Here is an 18,326-nt window from a genome sequence, read left to right as displayed (position 1 = left end):
CGACCGTGAAGCAGCAGTCGTTGAAGCGGATACCGACTGGGGTCTCGACGCGTGACGATTGTTCTCTGACTATTCGCCCATTGGCTCAGGTGTGGAATCTCCGTTTCCGCCCGAGTCCCCTCCGGCGCCACTACGCTGGCCGAGTTCCTGATCAACCATCAGGAGGCCAGGACCGTCGTCACCGACGTGCTTGAGTTTATCCAGAACGGCCTGTGCTGTCGCCTCTTCTTCTACCTGCTCCGCAACGAACCACTGGAGCATGTTCTCGGTCGCGTTGTCGTTCTCTTCACGGGCGAGTGCGACGAGGTCGTTGATCATCTCAGTTATTTCGACCTCGTGTTCGTAGGCTGCCTCGAAGGCATCAGACGGACCGGACCACTCCTTTGGCGGACTGTCAATAGTATCCAGAGTAACCCGTCCGTCGCGCTCGATGATGAAGTCATAAATTCGCATCGCGTGAGCACTCTCCTCGTCGGCCTGAGCCCGCATCCACGACGCGAACCCGGGCAGACCTTCATCCTCGTAGTAGGCTGCCATCGAGAGGTACAAGTACTCCGAGTAGAGTTCAGCGTTGATCTGTTCGTTCAATGCCTCCTCGAGCGAATCTTTGAGCATTACTTCTAGGTTATTGCTCGGCCATGCCATCATCATTTGGGTCATCGAAGCCCAACCTTACTGGACGTGTCCGACGGGCGTTCATTCAGCTCCGAAAGGCCTATCGGTTGCTCAAAACCGCACGAAAATGCCATATATTGGTATATTAGAAATGTAAGCCATGTTTATATTCGGTACAAGTATGGCCCGTGCGGTTCAAGTGGGACGTCCACGATTGGTTGGGGAAATCTCACCCTGACGAAAGTCCCACAGAACTGTACACGAACCTGCACGTTACCTCCGTGGACTGGTAGGTGAAACCCCAACGTGAGGGATTTCGCCCTTCAGGGTCGGGAGGATATCAAGAGGATCAACAGCGGTCGTCGTTCTGGTCGTTCCCGGCGTTATTATCGGGGTTTCCACCGGAATTACCATCCGAGTCACCACCGGAGTTTCCGCCGGAATCGCCACCGGAGTCCCCTCCTGAGTCTCCACCAGAATCGCCACTGGAGTCTCTACTGGAGTTCCCGCTGGAATCGCCACTGGAGTCACCACCAGAGCTGCCACCGGAGTCTCCACCAGAACTGCCTCCGGAATCGCCACCAGAGTCGCCTCCCGAGTCCCCTCCTGAATCTCCGCCGGAGTCACCACCAGAGTCGCCGTCGTCCTTGTCGCCGCCGTCGTACTCCCAGCTGTTATTGCTGCCCTCGTATCCGTCCGGGCTGTTGTCGTCGATGCCGTTCTCGATGTGGGAATCCGTGACGGCGACTCCTTCGGCATTGCTCGTGATGCGAAGCGCCTCGTTCCCGCTCTGTGCGAGTGCCGAGACGCTCTCTATCGTCGTTCCGGTCCCGCTCTCAACGAGCGCGTTTTCTTCGGAGACGTAATCGCCTTCGGAGATCACGACGTTGTTCCCCGTGTTCGTCAGTGCCCGTCGACCCTCTTCCCCGCCGTGATGGACCTTCAGATTGCGGAACTCGCTACCGTCGCGGTTGTTCTGGATGGCGCTCCGGCTGCCATTGGTCGCCGCGTTCCCGGTAACGGTGACGTTTTCGAGGGAAACTGGCTGTTTACCCTCTTTGATTTTGATAGCCTCCGCACCGCCAGATTCGTGGTCGACGGTCGTTCGCTTGATACTCGTCCGGCCCGAAGATTCCTGAATATAAATTGCATTCGTCGTGCCATCGGTTCGAGCCGTGATAGTGGAGTCGACAACGGTTACGTCGTCCGCATCGCTCGTAACCCAAATTCCGGGACTATTATCGATGGTCGTCCGTATGTCGACGTTCCGTGCGACGATACTGGCGCCTTTCTCCATGCGGAGACCACGCTGGGCGATGTCGTTGTTGCTTTCTTTGTCGACGATGATAGTGGCGTCCTCGACGTAACTGTCCTTGCCACCGATACGGACGTTCGAACTCAGACTGTTCTCGAAGTGACCACCTTCGACCTGGATGGCACCGGTCCCGTTAGAAGCGTACAGTCCGTTGTCCGGGTAGCTTCCGAGTACACAGTTGCGAAATGTCATCGTCCCCTTGTTCGCTTCGTTGCAGAGGATACCGGTCGGTCCACGCCACAGGGAATCGCTCGGGGCGTGTTGTTCCACTACGGCACCGTCAGGTGCCTCGAATCGTTCGACGAGACCGCTACCGTCCGAGTTGTGCACGACGGAGCTCGGAGCGGCCCCCACGTTCCACTGTCGTGTGTGCCTTTGACCTCGATATCGCGGATGGTCAACCCGTCGGTTACCTCGGCCTCGATGACGCGGATACCGGTGTTATCTTCGGTCTGATCGACGGTGAAATTCTCGACTCGCAGGTCTTTTCCGGGCTGATCCACGACGCCGAGTCGGAAGAGCCGGTAGTTATTGTCACCGCCACCGTCGAAGTCGTTGTAGTTCGCCGGGATGAGTGTCGCGTTCTGGCCAACCATCCCGAAATTTGTGAAGCCAGTAAAGCGGAATTGCGAATCCATATAATACTCTCCCTCAGGGAAGTAAAGGAGCGTATCGTCGTCCGCGTTGTCTTCGAGTACCGGCGTGATGGATTCGTTTCCGTCGTTGTCCGCTCCGGCCTCCGTCACATCAATGACGTTGCCGTACTGATCACTGTAATCAGATTGGGATGAAGAGGCAGTTCCCATGATTGCAGACGATGCGAGGACTGCTCCAGTTAGTTTGAGATAGGTTCTACGGCTTGCAATATTTTGATTTTGCCTGTCTGACACCATCAAAAGTGAAGTCTCACCACCCCTTATTAATTATCTGGTGCTTAGTTCTATTTCCCTCGTTTTTTCACTGTTTTAAACGTCATGAACGGTATAAACGGTTTTTCGTCATCAGGTTTTTAAAGTGAAAAATAAATCCACAGGTAGAATTGGATATAATGTAAGATTAATATAATTTTTGTAAGTCAAGTTGGACTGATGAATGATGAAGCAATCCCAACCGAGATGGGTGGACGAGGCTGAGCGACAAGGGGAATGTGAACGATCTCGACTGCATACCAGAAGCCTACAGCCTCTGGTGACGTTGACGAGAGCAAAACTCTCGTCCGCACATCAGAAACGCGTTGTGTTTCTGAGGGCATTGAAGAATCACGGAGCGACTCGTTCACAAACCAGAAATCGATGATTTCTGGTGACGTTGATTCGAAGCATCCCGCTCCTACTTTCTTTAGACTGTGAACGAAGATGTTGTACGCCGGGTTCTAGCCCCTGTCTATGAAGAGGGTAAGAAGGAACTCTCACAACCAGACACGGCGACATTGTCAGCTGATGGCGCCAAACGATGGCGTCGTACCGGGTTGTGAGAGCGTATCTCGACTAATGGTCCGAACGAGGAAATAAGTTCGTCAGACATAGCCCGATTTTATTATATAACTCAACTAAGGAGTGAAGAACATTCATTAGATTAATATCTAATGCTGATCTCATTCAGTTTATTAAATTCTAATGTGAGATTCTGTTACTCAATTTTCTGGAAGGAATGTCATAACAACCGGTCAATCGAGAATCGACCGTAGAATCAGTTATCCACTTCGGACGGAGCAATCGGTACCCGATCAAGACCAACAGTATCGTAATCTAGTTCGTTGAGAGTGCCTGCTCGCCCTTCGTCGCGACAAGACCAGCGTAGAGAGCATTGAATGGCGTCATATGATACTCGTCGATATACGTTGCAGCTGCGAGAATCACATCTTCGTGAATTTCTGGGACGATAGGAACGAGTTCAAGAAGGTTCGTAATAGCTCGCGGCGCATCAATGTCGACGGTATCGACAACCAAACAATCGAGAGAGGACGCATAGTACAACAGAAAAGGATTAGAATACTGTATGGATTTTGGGTAAGAGATGGAAATTCTTCAGGCTATTATTTATATTACCTTATCACAATGACAATTAAGATGCGGTATAGTTTGTAATTAAAGGAACCTTTATTCAATGTTAACTGCTATCTGACGGCTATGGCTGAACAAAGAAACAGTGGGGAGGAGACGACGAATTGGTCGTTGATCGGGCCGGGTCTCATCGTCGCCGCCACCGGTGTTGGCGCTGGGGATCTCGTCGCCGCCCTCGTCGCTGGGAGCAGTTATGGATTGAACTTCGTGTGGGCGATCGTACTTGGAGTGGCAGTCAAATTCTCGTTGAACGAGGGTGTAGGACGATATCATCTGGCGAGCAACGAGACCATTCTCGAAGGAATCGACTCACTTGGACGGTGGGCATCCGGGTTTTTCGGCGGCTACACGGTGATTTGGGGATTCGTGTACGGTGCTGCCGTCGCTGCCTCGTGTTCACTCGCTGCGAACGCACTGTTCCCGGGAATTCCGTTCTGGGTATACATTGTCGCCCATCCGATTCTCGGTTGTATACTGGTGTTGTTCAATCAGTACGAAACGTTCGAGAACCTGATTACCGCCTTGGTCGCGCTCATGTTCGTGAGCGTTATCGGCTCCGCGATTCTCGTGATTCCGCAACTTGACGAAATCCTCGCGACTGGGATCCCCGCGCTTCCCAAAGGGTCGGTTGTCTATGCACTGGGGCTGATCGGCGGTGCTGGTGGAACGATCACGATGGCATCGTATGGCTACTGGCTCGCGGAAAAAGACTGGGACTCCGCCAATCACATCCGCACGATGCGACTCGACGCTTCATCGGCATACGCCATCACGGGTATCTTTTCGATCGCATTGATCATGATGAGCGCAGCACTCCTGTACGGAACGGGTGCGTCTGTCTCGGGCAAGGACGGACTGATCGTCCTTGCGACCAATCTCGGTAATGAGTTGAATCCGCTGGCTCGGACTGGGTTTTTGGTCGGCTTCTGGGCCGCCTCGTTTACCTCGCTCCTCGGGGTTTGGCACGGCGTTTCATACTTGTTTGCTGACTTCGTCGAGACAGTAACGACTGACTCGGCGAACGCGGTGAATGAGGTGTCGCTTCGTCAGACTAAGTGGTACAAATTCTACGTGCTGTGGCTGACGTTCCCGCCGATGGTGCTGTATTTCTACGGGAAGCCGGTCTTCCTCATCGTCCTGTACGGCGCTCTAGGCGCGATATTCATGCCGTTCCTTGCTATCGTTCTCTTGTTGCTCCTCAACTCGGACAAGACCAAGTCCGGTGAACGAAACCATTGGCTCTCCAATTCGATGTTGATCATCAGTGCGCTCCTCTTTATGGCGTTGATGGTGGTACAGGTCGCCGAGCTTCTTCCCTGATTCACGGCGGTTACCTCACCCTAAACGACGTGGCATTGGGTCTGATCAACCACGTCATCACCAGGAAGTGATTGACCCTATCGCAAAGGATCGAAAGCGGGAACGTCAGGAATTCAGCAACCGTCTTGCGAGTGGTGACGTGTAAATGGTTGACGAGGAGATTTTCGTCGATAAGTTCCAATACATCAACCAATATTCCGGCGATTTTCGGCAGATGCGTGGACAGGCAGGAAACCAATCTCTGAATTTCTGCTTCTCGGTCGTTGCATCCGTACGTTCCATGAATGTTCGCTGAACAGTGCGGTCCGTGAACGTCATTCGATGTACCAGGGGGAAAAATCTGAAGCGAGGGTTCGTGTGCGACGAACGGGGGTGGAATCGAACCACCGGGGCCACAAAGTGGCCGCCATCGACGTGGCGTCGATGGTGCTTCTACCAACAAGCAACCCGTTCTCGTGAAACAATGTGTGGTCGTGCCAGCACAACCACACAGCGGACGTTGGGCATCAGGCGTGGTGTTTTTTCGTTGACGATACCAAGCGTCGCAGGACACGACAACCTGACTGGTGTAGTGCGACGCTCGCAATTTTTCTATCGGGCGCTTCGAGTATTGTTATTGGGTGCCTGACGGTAGAGAAAGAACAAACAGAACGTAACTACATTGTTAGTTACCTATGCTGTCGGAGATGGGGGATGAGCGAATCGATTGGTGTCGTAGTGAATTGCCGTTGTGATTTGGTTTTGAGAAATTGGTCAGAATTTCTTTTTCCGATACGCTCGTTGGTTGAGTTGGCTCGGGGAAACTCGGCCACCACGCCTGTCTAAGTGAAGTCAGAGGCACGACTCGACAGGACCCTAAACGGTGAAATCAGTTCACCATCGGCTACCCGCTTGGCATTTAACCCGCATCATCTCGAATTCCAGCCCAATCGTGAGTGCCGTCATCATGCTCACGGAGTAGATCTCCAGGGTCGGAATTTTGGCCCGAAGCAGTACAAGAGGTATTGTTTAGCGGACGGCGGTTCTATGACTACTCTATGTTTTCTCGAACCATGCTTTCTTCCACGTCGACGTCCGGATGTTCAGCATTCGCATGTTCTTGGACTTGCTCAAGCACCTCTTCTTCAGTGACTCCTTCCGCGGTGAAGTCACATCCCTCGACCACACAACTGAATTGTCGTGGCATACTGCCTGCTAGCCCAGAGAGTGGCATCAAACTATTGGCAGCCAGAAGCGGGTTCGATAGATTGATCGAAAAGTACTGCTTGTACAGGGTAGTTCTGATGTTCCGAACGAGTAGTGTTTATTGAGTCTATCTCCGATCCGAACACGATCGACGACGTGATGGGCGCTGGTGGCCATCAGAGTCTCGATCGATTGTGCAGAAGTTCTCCAAGTGCCCGTGAATATTTTACACGCAGAGCATATGAATATACTATGGAGATGGATAGCGTCCGATTGGGATCCACAGGGCTCCGTGTGTCTGAGTTTTGCTTGGGAACCGCAATGTTCGGCCGGGAGATGGGCGATCATCTCGCTGCGACACCCGAGGAATCACATGCGATTCTGGATGCATTCGCCGATGCTGGTGGGAATTTCATCGATACGGCGAATACGTATGCAGATGGGCGAAGTGAGGAGATCATTGGTGAATGGCTCAACGAACGAGACCGCGAAGAGTTCGTCATCGCATCGAAAGCATACTGGAACCGGATCAGCCCACTGAACGAGAATCTCTCCCGACCCGCACTCCGAACTGAACTTGAGGGGACGCTCGACCGACTCGATACGTCGTATCTCGATATCTACTACATCCATCGCTGGGACGACGACACGCCTATTGCGGAAACCCTCTCGACACTGGATGACTTCGTACACGAAGGGAAAGTCAACTATCTCGGTATCTCGACTGCGGCGGCGTGGAAACTCACGAAAGCCCTCTGGACGAGCGACGTTGAAGGGCTTGAGCGCTTCGAGGTGGCTCAACCGAAGTTCAACGCAGCGTATCGAGAGGACGTCCAAAGCTATCTTGATGTAACGGTCGACCAAACCCTCGCAGTGGTTCCATACTCTCCCCTCGAAGGAGGGTTCCTCACCGGAAAATATGAACGCGATCAGGACGCACCGGAAGGATCACGCGGTGCAATCTCCGAGTGGGATGGGTTCGAGAAGCGTCAATGGGCCGTACTTGACACCGTGAAAGCAGTAGCCGAGGAGTGTGATACTGATCCTGCCGTCGTGGCACTTCGTTGGCTTGCAGATCACAACAGAGTCACTACCCCTATCCTTGGTGCACGAACTCGTGAGCAGATCGAAGAAAACTTACAGGCCGTTACCTGCACACTCACCGACAACCAACGTGACCGCATCTCAGACGCATATTTCGAGGCCAGGCAGCGCGAATAGTGCCTCCCTAGCGATACATCGCGAATGCCGATGACCGACCCGCTGATGAAGTCGAACGAGCAGATGCTGCGCTTGCCGCACTCACAGCACAACATCTCAGCACAGGAGCAGCTACACAGGCATACGTTTACACGACCGACATTGCTCCAGGGGAAGGTACCGAAATCGTACTTGCATTGCACGGGTACGGCGATGCGGTCACCTTCGTGAACGCTTTCCGATTCATCGGGGATCTTCATACCTGACAAGCGGTTCGAGGATATTTCTCACGATTGGAATCAAGATAGTCGCCGTCAGTGAAGTGAGAAGTGAGTCAGACGGCAGTGTCAGTGACTGCGAGTCAGTCGATAGAGATGAAATCAACGTAGGTATACTAGCCACACTTGGGTAAGTCCGACGACAGGGTAGGAAATCGAGCTATGGAGTTCGAAGGAGACAGGACTCTATGTAGCGTTCGACTTCAGCATGCGTCATCTCCAGTATTGGGTCGTCCGTTGTCGCTTGGTCGAACTTCGAACCGTGCGCAACGGTTACCAAGAATTCGGCGACCGAGTCGGGGGTGATGTCCTCACGGAAAACACCCACTTCGATACCTTCAACGAGAATCTCAGTGAGGTGTTCTACTAAATGAACGCGTGTGCGCGTAAAGTGTGTGCGGTAGTTCTCATCGTGGGCAGCCTGCGCCCGCATTTCGACGAGGGCGTTCCTGAAGCTCGATTTCTGCGCCTTTTCGGACATAGTAGTGGTATGCTCGATGAACGAGTAGAGACGTGCCTCCGGGTCGTCCTCGGTTGTCACGGGAAAATCCTGTTCTTCGGACCGTTCAAGCAGATAGCCGAGAAATTCGAGGAGGAGTTCGTCCTTCCCGTCGTAGTGGTGGTAGAGCAGCGACTTCGACATTGGGAACTCCTCACTAATCCGTTTGATCGTGAGATCGGCGTATCCGTGCTTGCAGAGTGCCTTAAACGTCGCTTTCATGATCGCCGTTCGAGTGTCTGAGGGGTCCTCCGGAAACGGGGAGTCATCATCCGCGTCGGTGTGTTTCCCGGACATCATTACTCCTCTTCTTGCCACAATGTCTCTGATATCATTGGTCCTTGAGCCATTTGTCGACGATGTGTTCGAACTGGTTGGCTGTCAGGTCATCGCGTTCGAGAAGGTCGGCAGCGAGTGTCACGTCCTGATTTGTGGCTTCGTCCTGAACGACGAGACGCTCGAAGAGATCATCGACGACAGGGATCGTCTCAGATCCGTTTATTGTCATCGAGTCTGCAGCAGTGACGAGCGTGCCGTCGAAGTGGACGCTGTCACCGTCTCCGAGTGTGTCGGGTACCGTCGTCTCGTAGGTAAGTGAGACGTCAGTCGGTTCATCTAACTCCCACACAGTGTAGAGCGTGCCGTCGGTAAGAGCAGTGCGAATGGGTCTGGGGTTAGTTTCGACGACGAGGGGCGTACTGGCCATTGCCGTCTCTCGGACGAGGAAGCGTCCGGTCGCGTTGGGGATGTCGAGCCGAACGCTCGCTGTCTGTTCTGGCTGGAGGACCGGCGGTGTGACCGTCCGGACCGCGTCGATGTCACGCGCGACATTCTCGGTATCCGCTCCATCGAGGTTCTTATCGACTACCTTCTCATCGTCAGAGAGGGAGGTGGCGTCGTTGGTGACGTCAGATTTGTCGTCAGTACTGGCGATGTCGCTGCTACTGTGGGCGCTGGTAGCGTCCATGCCACCATTGGTACTCGCAACGTCACTCCTGTCGTTCATGTCGGTGGTTTTACTTTCGTCGTCTATCTCGACACTTTCACTTCTGTCATTCATGTCGTCTATGTCGCTTCCGCCGTTCATCTTGGCAATTTCACTTCCGTCGTTCATGTCGGCAACGTCGTTTCCGCCGTCGGTACTAGTGCCCGCACTCTCGGGCACCTCGGTACCCATCTCTCCGCCCATCTCAACGTTCGCCTCTTCGCTGAGGTCAATGCTAGGGAGGACGAGTGCGACGAGGAATGCGAATCCGATGATCACTGAGCCAGTGAGGAAAAGCTGGTCGATGCTGTTCGCCACAGCCATCTTCACGACAGGGATGGCAGCGTCCGGTAGTTGCTTCAGGGCTTCTGGGCTGAGGTTCGAGCCCGCGCCAGAAAGGGCCTGCGCAGACTGTGGACTGAGACTGCCAGATTTAACCGCGTCAGTGATACGATCCGAGAGCTGGTTCGTGAGGATTGCGCCGAAGACGGAGACGCCGATAGCACTCCCGAGACTCCGGCTGAAGGTCACAGACGTCGTGGCGACGCCGAGGTTCTTGTGGTCAACGACGTTCTGAACGGCGACGGTGAGCGTCGGCATGACGAAGCCGAGGCCGAGTCCGGTGACGAACATGAAAGTGCTCGACCAGAGTTGGGTGGTGCTCGGACCCATCGTCGAGAGGAGGTAGTATCCGCACGCGGCCAGCGCGGCGCCGAAGGCCGTGAAGGGCTTGTAATACCCGAGACGAGTCATGAGCTGGCCGGTCAGAGCACTCGTGATCATGAGTCCACCGACAAGCGGAAGCAACAACAGTCCGGAGTTCGTTGCAGACTGCCCGAGAACGACCTGGAGGAAGACGGGGAGGTAAGTGGTACCGCCGAGCATCCCGACCCCAACACAGAAACTCAGGATATCGACGCCCGCAACAGTCCGCCGCGTAAGAAGGTTTACGGGGAAGATGGGCTCGTTCGCGCGTAGCTCCTGTACAACGAAGAGTACGGTTCCAAGAATGGCAACAGCGGCGAGCCCGTAAATCTGGTTGGAATCCCAGGCATACTTCGACCCCCCCCACGAGGTGACCAGCATGAGGGAGCCAACAGCGATAGTGAGGAGAACTGCACCAAGGTAGTCAATGTCGTGGTTCTCCCCAGGTACGGGGAGATCAAGCTGTGTGTGGATGATGGTGATCGCGGCGAGCCCAATCGGGATGTTGATATAAAAGATCCAGCGCCAGGTGGCGTTATCGGTGAGCCAGCCACCGAGGAGTGGACCGCCGATGGTCGATGCTCCGAAGATAAGCATCATGTAGCTCATGTACTGACCGCGTTCACGCGGGCTGAAAATGTCACCGAGGATGGTCGTCGCCATAGCGATGAGTCCGCCTGCACCGATACCTTGAATCGCGCGGAAAATGGCGAGTTGCGCCATCCCGCTGACGTGCTGATCGAGGACAGGAATGTCGCCCGCGAGCCCGGAAAGCGCGCTTCCAATGAGGAATACGGCAATCGAGAACTCATAGATGATGCTTCGACCGTAGAGGTCAGAGAGCTTCCCGTAGAGCGGCGTCGTCACCGCAGTCGTGATAAGGTAGGCGGTTACAATCCACGAGAGACTCCCGGAGCCTCCAAGGTCGCCAACGATGGTCGGTAAGGCGGTAGAAACGATTGACTGATCGATACTACCGAGGAGCATTCCGAGCATGAGACCGCCGAGGATGACGGCGCGCTCGCGTCCGAGATCACCGAGGAAACCGTCCTTGCTATCACTTACAGTCTCACTCATAGGGGGTACCCCACGAGACTGAATGAACGTTCAATGAACACGGACTGAATGTATGTTCAGTCAATATAAAACAGTTTTGGAATGAGATTAGCCGAAATAACAGTCCTGTTTACTCGGTGTATGCCGGAGGGAGCTTGAAACACCCATGAATGGGACGATAGACACTCGAAAGGGGGAGACCTGTTAAGAAATAAAACTCGCCTACGTTAGTATTCAATACTAACCAACGACTACTGAAAAACGGGAGTACGCGACTCAACCCGTCCTTTGAGGGGATTTACAAAGCAAACCGAAGCGACTGTCTCCATCACTGTTCGAGCTCCGATGTTCGCCTCCCTGACAACAGGCACCTCGATTTCTCCACGACTATCATCGAATCTCCCTGTGATCTGATCATTCGGTGTGTTCTCATTGAACAGGGACATCAGCCGTAAATGACATAGATTTAAGCGATTCGTAAGAAAATCGTTTGTTCTAGAACGTAGAAATCCATGAAAAAGACATCTGTAACAATTCTGTTAGTCGTTTGTTTGATGGTTTCGGGATGTGCGTCACTTACCGGAGACACCACACAAACAACGAGCGAGGCCACGACAACGCACGATTCGACCACAGCCGCATCGACGACAGCACCACCCACGACACAAACGAGTGAACCAACAGCAAGCTCGGAACCATCGTCATCGACCACGGAACCCACCACGACAGGTCAGTCAGCAACACCATCTACCACGACATCGATCACCACAACAGCAGCACAACCAACGACCACAACACAGCAACCACAAACGTCCGCACAGTCCTCGACGAGGACCACGTCAACGACTAGCGAAGCGAGTTCGACAGCTGATACTACGTCATCACAAACGACACCGACCACGACAGTAACCACTACAACACAGATGACGACAACGCAGACGACGACCACGACCAAAACAGAGTCTTGGGACGAACCAAAGCAACCGAATACGCCGCTCCAAAACAAGATGGACACGGAGGAGGATCGTCACCGCATCAAGAGTGTCACAGTCACAAACGAGCAAAAGGCTGGTACTGGTGGCTACTCGGATTTTGATCTAAAGGTGACTGCCGACACGAAGATGGAGCGGATCGACCCCGCAGAACACGGAACTGTAGACGGTGAGCCTTTCTTCCTCGTCTACGCCGATGGGTCGCTCGATAACGGATCGAAGTTCACCCGAACTGACGGTACGCTTATTGAACGGTCGGACGTCAGCCAGGATACGAACGGCGAGTACACCCTCTCTATCAACCCTGCAGCCCTCAAGCAGTCAGGTGTCGAAGACGGTAAAGTGACGTTCATGATCCTGTTGATGGACAGAGACACTGACTGGGATGATATTTACGGCGTGAAATTTGTCACCGTCGACTACTCGTCGGGTGAGTAGCGATACGGCCACTCCCACTTTTAGGACTCACGACTTTCAATCGGTGGGCGATGTAGGTTAGTATTATATAGTAACTCTTGAGCGACCGATTGTAGACACACACTCTTAACCGGATCACTCGTCCCCTGGATCGTCCCTGCACGATTATGACTCGTGCTGTGCATCCGTTGTCCAAGAACGGTTGCCTCAACGGCGGACTTTTCAGCTGAGTCACGGTATACGGCCCATGGATGTCTCGTGGTCGGCAGTTGTCGAACTCGCTCGGTCGAACGCTGAACGAGTCGCAGTGTGGGGTCTCATTCTACTCATCGTCGCTGGGATCGGACTCGGGTGGTACGTGACAAATCCACTTTCCGGAAGTGACGCGTCACTCGCGACAGTACGTGCCGATGAGAACGTTTCTCTCAGCTATCATGACGGGACGTATGCACTCGTGCCAACCGATGTCGAACCGAAAGCTGGATTCGTATTTTATCCCGGTGCCCATGTCTCTCCAGACGCGTATCTCGCTTCGCTCGCACCGCTCGTTTCGCAGGCCGGCATCGCGGTATACGTTCCACGAATGCCATTGGGTTTCGCAGTGTTCGATCCCAGCGCGGCCAATGGCGTTGTCGCCGGCCACCCGAATATCGACCGCTGGTTCGTTGGTGGCCACTCACTCGGCGGGGTGATGGCGTGTCGCTACGCAAGCAAGCATCGCAGTCGGGTCGAGGGACTCGTCCTCTTCGCCTCTTACTGTGAGGCAGACGTCACGCCGAACGTGCCCACATTGAGCGTCACCGGGAGCGCTGACACGGTGCTCAACCGGAAGAAGTACGCTGCCCGCCGCAGAAATCTCCCGGCAAATGCAACGGTGGTCGAAATTCAGGGGATGAATCATTCAGAGTTCGGCTCCTACACTGGCCAGCGTGGCGACCAACCGGCACCAATTGGATATCGAACAGCCCACGATCGATTGGCAGACGTCATCGTCCCATGGACCGAAAATCGACTTACTCAACCGCCGTCGCTGCGTATTCGGGAGCCATATCTTACGACCAAGAATCGACATCTCGTTCATGAAATTCGGGCTGGGTACTTTGCTCGGGGTCGTGCCGGATAGTTCACGAGTTCATCAACGACAGCAACCTACACAACGGCAAGATGATCACGAAGTGCAGCATGCACCGTCGAAAAATCCCGAACAGCCCAAGAAGGACTCGACAGGTTCTATCGGTTTCCGATTCGGATTTCCGAAACACTGGCTCAAAACAGACAAGGCATCGAACGGGACATAGTTAGCATGATATACTAACCACAGTACTGCTTGGTTCTCGAAAAGGAGGACCAATACAGAATGAACAAGACGCCTGTATGCTAGTCCAAATGCCGAATTAGCCGTTTAACGCGTCTATGGGTGGACTTCCACAGTGTTTCTGGACAATCGAAGTGAAACCTCCCCCAATCTTAGCAATGGAAAAGCTGACGACTACCAGCCGACACAGAACAAAGAGAACGGTTGTATACAGCAAGTATCTATATTAGTGGTTTACAGTCCCCAACCGTCGATTGGAATATTCCGAACGAGGGCTAAATCGGGTTCCGTTCCTCGGACGAACTGTGCAGTCGAACCAATCTGAACTAACACACGACGACTCGTCCGGTGATGGATCACCGAAGAGTGAGAACATATCGCGCTTCTTCCCATATCCGGCAGCACTGCTCGCGCTGACGATTAGTGCCTTTGCCATCGGGACGAACGAATTCATCATCGTTGGCCTCCTGACGCCCATCGGCACCGACCTCGGTGTCAGCGTTGCGACGGCGGGCCTTCTCGTGAGTCTATACGCGCTCGCTGTCGCGTTCGGTGCACCAGTCATTACTGGCTTAACGAGCCGAATCGGTCGGCGGACGCTGCTGCTGAGCTTGATGGGGTTGTTCGTGGCAGGGAACGTCGTCGCGGCGTTCGCCCCAACTTACGAACTGCTCGTACTTGCTCGCATCCTCACGGGCTTCGCCCACGGTGTGTTCTTCGCCATTGGGTCAACCATCGCTGTCGATATCGTTAGGGAGGAACGCGAATCCAGCGCCATCGCGATCATGTTCGCCGGTCTCACCGTTGCCACTGCGACGGGAGTTCCGTTCGGGACCTACATTGGTCAGAATTTCGGGTGGCAAACGACCTTCTGGGCTATCGTCCTCCTCGGCGTAGTCGGCTTCGTTTCCAGCTGGATACTCGTCCCGCGCGATCTCGAACATAAGGAGCAGGGCTCGTTTGTCGATCAAATTTCGGCACTCACCGAAGGCCAAATCCTGCTCGTGCTCGCGATGACCGCCATTGGCTACGGTGGCACGTTCGTCGCGTTCACCTACCTCGAACCGATACTCCGTGAAATCTCGGGGTTCGAACCCACCACCGTGAGTGCCTTGCTTGTCCTCTATGGCGCTGGCGTTTTCGTCGGCAACCTCAGTGGCGGCCGTCTCTCTGACCGCTTCGGCGCGGTGCAGACACTCGTCGGACTGTTCGCCGTGCAAGCAGTCGTCCTCGCAGCGTTCACGTTCACCGCTAGTGACCCGACGTGGAGCATCGTCACGGTGTTCTTCCTTGGGGTCGTCGGCTTCGCGAACGTCCCGCCGCTCCAGACGTATATCGTCAATAAAGCCGAACGGCTCGCCCCCGAAGCGGTAAACGTCGTCTCCGGGCTCAACATCGGCGCGTTCAACGTTGGTATCGCCGTCGGCGCGTACGTCGGTGGTTGGGTCACCGGGTTCAACAACGGTCTCGGACTCATCGATACGCCGTGGATCGGGGCATTATTCGTAGTCGGTGGTCTCGCGCTGACCATCGTCAGTTGGCTACTTGACCGCCAACAGTCTGCCTCGAAGTCGTCGGCTGCCGTTACCGCCGACTAATCAAGTAGTAGTACCACTGTCTCGGTAGAGATTCGAGAAGAGAACTTGCGTGTATCCTCGTTATTTAGTTTCCGGGTGTACGCCTCTTCGATACCCCTTCCTGTCGCCGTTACAATTGCAGCCTTGTTTCAGTGGATGAATAGTCTCGGTCAGTTCGTTATTTGCTGATTCTGTTCCGACGCTACGCACTAAGTTCAAGGTCGACCGGGTCAACTCGCTGGTCAACCTCGGTTCCGAGCGTCTCGGTGACGAACTGCTGAGCCAACCATGCCTCCGCGCGAGTGATCCGATACTGAAGCGTCGAGTTCGGAATACCGATTTTCTTGGAGATATCCTGAACGGTGTTTCGACGTGGTGACTCGTAGTAACCGTATTCGACGGCGGCTTCCAGCGCTGCCTGTTGTTCCGGAGACAGTCCGTCGAGATCAGCCTCCCTGTCGTCAAACCAGCACTTTGGTTCGCTGAGCCGTTGGACACTGAGCGTGAGTCCCTCGTCCAAGCCGTCGTCCACCTCTTCGTAGATTGCTCGGACGGTGTCGTCGTCGTCGATAAGTAACCGCCACTGGTACTGCGACCCCCGACGGACCGCCTGCATCAACACCCCCTCCCCGATATGTTTCGCAGCGACGTACGGAATCGATTGAACGCCCTCACCTTCTTTGCGACAAGAGTAGACAATGCGGCTCTCCGCCGAACTGGAGAGAATTTCGTAGTTCCACTCGAACACAGGCGCACCACACATCCCGATGACCTCGTTACAGACGGACACGCGACCAATCACCGAGTCGAACTGCTCCAGTACTTCGGACGGACCGGTGATGCGGTCGAGCCGCCACATCGACTCCGTCGTCGCGTGGACCGCCATTGTCTTCGCTTTGAGCTTCGGATTGTCGATGAACAGATCCATCACCTCGTCGGCACCCTTCTCGTATTCGACCGTGAAGACGAACTCACGCATACGTCCACTGTTTGGCCCACCTGCATATAGCGTTGTTTGGAATATACCAACTGCTTGTGCCCGGTCAACGTCCTTGACGAGCGGCAACAACTAGACCCGTCGGAGGAGACGACAGACAGCCAAACCACGGTCTCTCCGTACAAGTACGTAACCCCAGGTGCGCTCAAAGACATACATCGAAGCAAGTGCGTCGAGAAAGGCCGATGTTGAGGTGCGATTCACGGTTGAAGACTATCTTGTCACCGTTTGCAGTAACAATACCATCCTAATCTATGAAGCGGTTGCCCCCCGACAATAACGGGGAAATCTCAATTTAAATCGCTATGACAGGATTTGCAAGTGAAACACGGACATGTGAGAACAGTTATCTCGTCGTGCTCCATGCGACCAGATACGATGATTGATGGTGTCGCAGAAGAAGTAGATATGCTTGACCGGCATCTGGAGGTTCTTCAGATGGTTGTTAGCAACGAACCGATCGGGATAGTGAAAATGGCGAATGAATCAGGCTATGACCATCACGAGATACGCTATTCGCTTCGAATACTCGAAGAAGAGAACCTGATCGAGCCCACGCAGCAGGGTGCAATCACAACTGATGAGACGGAATCATTCATTGAGAGCTTTGGTGGACAGATCGACGATATCAGAACAAGACTCACCGCGATGAAGAGTAGTGAGTGACAGAACAGTCTTGCGCTGATTAGAATCGATTTTCCCCGCTAGCCATTAACATGGCCAATAATTATTATAGATAGGTTCTCGAAGTCTTGGTTGTGGGGAAGGAGAATGTCCATTTTCGACACGATAATCAAGCGGTACCGCTCGCCGAAACCAGAAGAACCACTCTATGAATGCACTATCTGTGGTGAAACAGCATCTGCAGTGACATCACACATCGTCTGTCCCGAGTGCGGAGGAAAACTTGAACGAATAGAGCTTGTTCATCAATCGTAGCACTCACTCTCGGGTCATTTCGATCGCGCGGTGGCAAGTACTGTGATAGGGACTACGAATCAGTGAGCCGGAGTTTCCCCTCGACTTCGTAGAGATAGCCTTTCATGTAGAGCCGTTCGACGATATCCTCGGCAGCGGGCCGCCCAAGACTTTCTTCTTCCTTCAAAATCGCATATGCTTGCTCATACGTGAGCTCTCCTTCATCCGGAAGTGCATTCGTGAGCGCATCAAGCGCTTCTTGGGCAAGTGGGGAGAGTGGCGACGTCCCATTCGAGACCATTGGTATGCAAATTCGAGCACGGGATAGGTAAACCCTCGGACAGAGTCTCCTCGTGACACTACCTAGCTCATCGTGACAAGGCGAAAAGCAGACAACACGGGAACTTGGGTTGGGATGAGTACGAGAACCCACATCGCCTGCTTGGGTACACTGACTGCAATTAACGATTAGTACCCGATAGGTAAAGACTTCAGCCAACCAGAGCGGAAGTGGAACTGAAGACACGGGAGGATTCGCGACCTCGACGCTTCTCACCAACAACGCAGAGTCGAGAACACAACCGCCAAGGCAAATAGTCTTGAGTTAGTATAGAATACTAACCATCGATACCCAACAAAATCAAACGGTCCGGCGATGGCCTCGTTCTCCAGGTCACAAAGCCTGCCCGAGCCGCTGGACTCGTCTAAGATACCGACGACGACCGCGCTTGACACCGTCTCGATCCACCGAGTTGCAAACGCTTCGTTGCAAATCGCAGGGAATGGCTATCAAGTCCAACTGCCAGGTGCTGCCGATGCTAGGTTTCACGTCGGTGATCGAGCATCCTGCACACCTTTACCGAATATGCTCGTGATTGCAGCGGATATG

General features: G+C 53.9%; 16 protein-coding genes and 2 pseudogenes. 8 read left to right on the top strand and 10 right to left on the bottom strand.

Annotated elements, in window-relative coordinates; all coding sequences use genetic code 11:
* Positions 1 to 69: 69 nt before the first annotated feature.
* From A4G99_RS20335 to A4G99_RS20320, 4 genes and pseudogenes are all read right to left on the bottom strand, one after another.
* Positions 70 to 615 (bottom strand): ferritin, encoded by a 546-nt coding sequence (locus A4G99_RS20335; RefSeq protein ID WP_150123184.1) that lies wholly within the window; start codon positions 613 to 615, stop codon positions 70 to 72.
* 349 nt (positions 616 to 964) lie between these two features.
* Positions 965 to 2,260 carry a hypothetical protein gene (locus tag A4G99_RS20330; RefSeq protein ID WP_223302067.1) on the bottom strand — a complete coding sequence of 432 codons (1,296 nt, stop codon included), beginning with the start codon at positions 2,258 to 2,260 and terminating at the stop codon, positions 965 to 967.
* The gene (locus tag A4G99_RS27795; RefSeq protein ID WP_223302066.1) at positions 2,200 to 2,736 is read right to left on the bottom strand and encodes a hypothetical protein; all 537 of its coding nucleotides are present in this window, start codon (positions 2,734 to 2,736) and stop codon (positions 2,200 to 2,202) included. Before A4G99_RS27795 ends, A4G99_RS20330 begins: the two co-directional genes overlap by 61 nt.
* Before the next feature lie 883 nt (positions 2,737 to 3,619).
* A pseudogene (locus A4G99_RS20320) lies at positions 3,620 to 3,861 on the bottom strand (PIN domain nuclease); the annotation flags it as partial.
* A gap of 198 nt (positions 3,862 to 4,059) precedes the next feature.
* Here A4G99_RS20320 and A4G99_RS20315 point away from each other — a divergent pair.
* Positions 4,060 to 5,313: an Nramp family divalent metal transporter gene (locus A4G99_RS20315; protein WP_066147602.1), complete on the top strand. Its 1,254-nt coding sequence runs from the start codon at positions 4,060 to 4,062 to the stop codon at positions 5,311 to 5,313.
* Positions 5,314 to 6,343: 1,030 nt separating this feature from the next.
* Here the strand turns inward: A4G99_RS20315 and A4G99_RS29995 are convergent.
* Entirely contained in the window at positions 6,344 to 6,499 is a 156-nt protein-coding gene (locus A4G99_RS29995) for a DUF1059 domain-containing protein (protein WP_190303831.1), read from the bottom strand.
* 257 nt (positions 6,500 to 6,756) lie between these two features.
* On the opposite strand from A4G99_RS29995, the gene A4G99_RS20305 reads away from it, so the two are divergent.
* Entirely contained in the window at positions 6,757 to 7,719 is a 963-nt protein-coding gene (locus tag A4G99_RS20305; RefSeq protein ID WP_190303835.1) for an aldo/keto reductase, read from the top strand.
* Between the two features lie 11 nt (positions 7,720 to 7,730).
* Positions 7,731 to 7,964 (top strand): annotated as a pseudogene (locus tag A4G99_RS27790) (hypothetical protein); the annotation flags it as partial.
* Between the two features lie 172 nt (positions 7,965 to 8,136).
* On the opposite strand, the gene A4G99_RS20300 reads toward A4G99_RS27790, so the two are convergent.
* The 3 genes from A4G99_RS20300 to A4G99_RS20290 all read right to left on the bottom strand — a co-directional run bounded on the left by A4G99_RS20300 (position 8,137) and on the right by A4G99_RS20290 (position 11,933).
* Positions 8,137 to 8,772 (bottom strand): TetR/AcrR family transcriptional regulator, encoded by a 636-nt coding sequence (locus A4G99_RS20300; RefSeq protein WP_066147777.1) that lies wholly within the window; start codon positions 8,770 to 8,772, stop codon positions 8,137 to 8,139.
* A 34-nt stretch (positions 8,773 to 8,806) separates the two neighbouring features.
* Positions 8,807 to 11,242 carry an MDR family MFS transporter gene (locus tag A4G99_RS20295; RefSeq protein ID WP_066147596.1) on the bottom strand — a complete coding sequence of 812 codons (2,436 nt, stop codon included), beginning with the start codon at positions 11,240 to 11,242 and terminating at the stop codon, positions 8,807 to 8,809.
* A 445-nt stretch (positions 11,243 to 11,687) separates the two neighbouring features.
* The gene (locus A4G99_RS20290) at positions 11,688 to 11,933 is read right to left on the bottom strand and encodes a hypothetical protein (protein WP_150123183.1); all 246 of its coding nucleotides are present in this window, start codon (positions 11,931 to 11,933) and stop codon (positions 11,688 to 11,690) included.
* Between the two features lie 211 nt (positions 11,934 to 12,144).
* Here A4G99_RS20290 and A4G99_RS20285 point away from each other — a divergent pair, with 211 nt between their 5' ends.
* From A4G99_RS20285 to A4G99_RS20275, 3 genes are all read left to right on the top strand, one after another.
* On the top strand, positions 12,145 to 12,651 hold the full coding sequence (locus A4G99_RS20285; protein ID WP_066147592.1) for a hypothetical protein: 507 nt from the start codon (positions 12,145 to 12,147) through the stop codon (positions 12,649 to 12,651).
* A gap of 433 nt (positions 12,652 to 13,084) precedes the next feature.
* On the top strand, positions 13,085 to 13,753 hold the full coding sequence (locus A4G99_RS24635) for an alpha/beta fold hydrolase (RefSeq protein WP_223302064.1): 669 nt from the start codon (positions 13,085 to 13,087) through the stop codon (positions 13,751 to 13,753).
* Between the two features lie 497 nt (positions 13,754 to 14,250).
* On the top strand, positions 14,251 to 15,543 hold the full coding sequence (locus tag A4G99_RS20275; RefSeq protein ID WP_223302063.1) for an MFS transporter: 1,293 nt from the start codon (positions 14,251 to 14,253) through the stop codon (positions 15,541 to 15,543).
* A 181-nt stretch (positions 15,544 to 15,724) separates the two neighbouring features.
* On the opposite strand, the gene A4G99_RS20270 is transcribed toward A4G99_RS20275, so the two are convergent.
* On the bottom strand, positions 15,725 to 16,501 hold the full coding sequence (locus A4G99_RS20270; RefSeq protein ID WP_066147589.1) for a helix-turn-helix domain-containing protein: 777 nt from the start codon (positions 16,499 to 16,501) through the stop codon (positions 15,725 to 15,727).
* Positions 16,502 to 16,897: 396 nt separating this feature from the next.
* On the opposite strand from A4G99_RS20270, the gene A4G99_RS20265 reads away from it, so the two are divergent.
* Positions 16,898 to 17,185 (top strand): hypothetical protein, encoded by a 288-nt coding sequence (locus A4G99_RS20265; RefSeq protein WP_066147770.1) that lies wholly within the window; start codon positions 16,898 to 16,900, stop codon positions 17,183 to 17,185.
* 105 nt (positions 17,186 to 17,290) lie between these two features.
* Complete coding sequence (locus A4G99_RS29990) at positions 17,291 to 17,458, top strand: rubrerythrin-like domain-containing protein (protein ID WP_150123182.1); 168 nt, start codon at positions 17,291 to 17,293, stop codon at positions 17,456 to 17,458.
* A 52-nt stretch (positions 17,459 to 17,510) separates the two neighbouring features.
* Here the strand turns inward: A4G99_RS29990 and A4G99_RS20260 are convergent, their stop codons facing one another.
* Positions 17,511 to 17,738 (bottom strand): hypothetical protein, encoded by a 228-nt coding sequence (locus tag A4G99_RS20260; protein WP_066147587.1) that lies wholly within the window; start codon positions 17,736 to 17,738, stop codon positions 17,511 to 17,513.
* Between the last annotated feature and the right edge of the window lie 588 nt (positions 17,739 to 18,326).

It is taken from the genome of Haladaptatus sp. R4, assembly GCF_001625445.1.
Taxonomy (GTDB): Archaea; Halobacteriota; Halobacteria; order Halobacteriales; family Haladaptataceae; genus Haladaptatus.
This window is presented reverse-complemented; position numbering and strand designations above follow the sequence as displayed.

What these genes read in the sequence shown, in the direction of transcription:
- A4G99_RS20335 (WP_150123184.1), bottom strand. Translation starts at nt 615, where the DNA reads ATGCTCAAAGATTCGCTCGAGGAGGCATTGAACGAACAGATCAACGCT.
- A4G99_RS27795 (WP_223302066.1), bottom strand. Translation starts at nt 2,736, where the DNA reads ATGGGAACTGCCTCTTCATCCCAATCTGATTACAGTGATCAGTACGGC.
- A4G99_RS20315 (WP_066147602.1), top strand. Translation starts at nt 4,060, where the DNA reads ATGGCTGAACAAAGAAACAGTGGGGAGGAGACGACGAATTGGTCGTTG.
- A4G99_RS29995 (WP_190303831.1), bottom strand. Translation starts at nt 6,499, where the DNA reads ATGCCACGACAATTCAGTTGTGTGGTCGAGGGATGTGACTTCACCGCG.
- A4G99_RS20305 (WP_190303835.1), top strand. Translation starts at nt 6,757, where the DNA reads ATGGATAGCGTCCGATTGGGATCCACAGGGCTCCGTGTGTCTGAGTTT.
- A4G99_RS20300 (WP_066147777.1), bottom strand. Translation starts at nt 8,772, where the DNA reads ATGTCCGGGAAACACACCGACGCGGATGATGACTCCCCGTTTCCGGAG.
- A4G99_RS20295 (WP_066147596.1), bottom strand. Translation starts at nt 11,242, where the DNA reads ATGAGTGAGACTGTAAGTGATAGCAAGGACGGTTTCCTCGGTGATCTC.
- A4G99_RS20285 (WP_066147592.1), top strand. Translation starts at nt 12,145, where the DNA reads ATGACGACAACGCAGACGACGACCACGACCAAAACAGAGTCTTGGGAC.
- A4G99_RS20270 (WP_066147589.1), bottom strand. Translation starts at nt 16,501, where the DNA reads ATGCGTGAGTTCGTCTTCACGGTCGAATACGAGAAGGGTGCCGACGAG.
- A4G99_RS20265 (WP_066147770.1), top strand. Translation starts at nt 16,898, where the DNA reads ATGATTGATGGTGTCGCAGAAGAAGTAGATATGCTTGACCGGCATCTG.
- A4G99_RS29990 (WP_150123182.1), top strand. Translation starts at nt 17,291, where the DNA reads ATGTCCATTTTCGACACGATAATCAAGCGGTACCGCTCGCCGAAACCA.
- A4G99_RS20260 (WP_066147587.1), bottom strand. Translation starts at nt 17,738, where the DNA reads ATGGTCTCGAATGGGACGTCGCCACTCTCCCCACTTGCCCAAGAAGCG.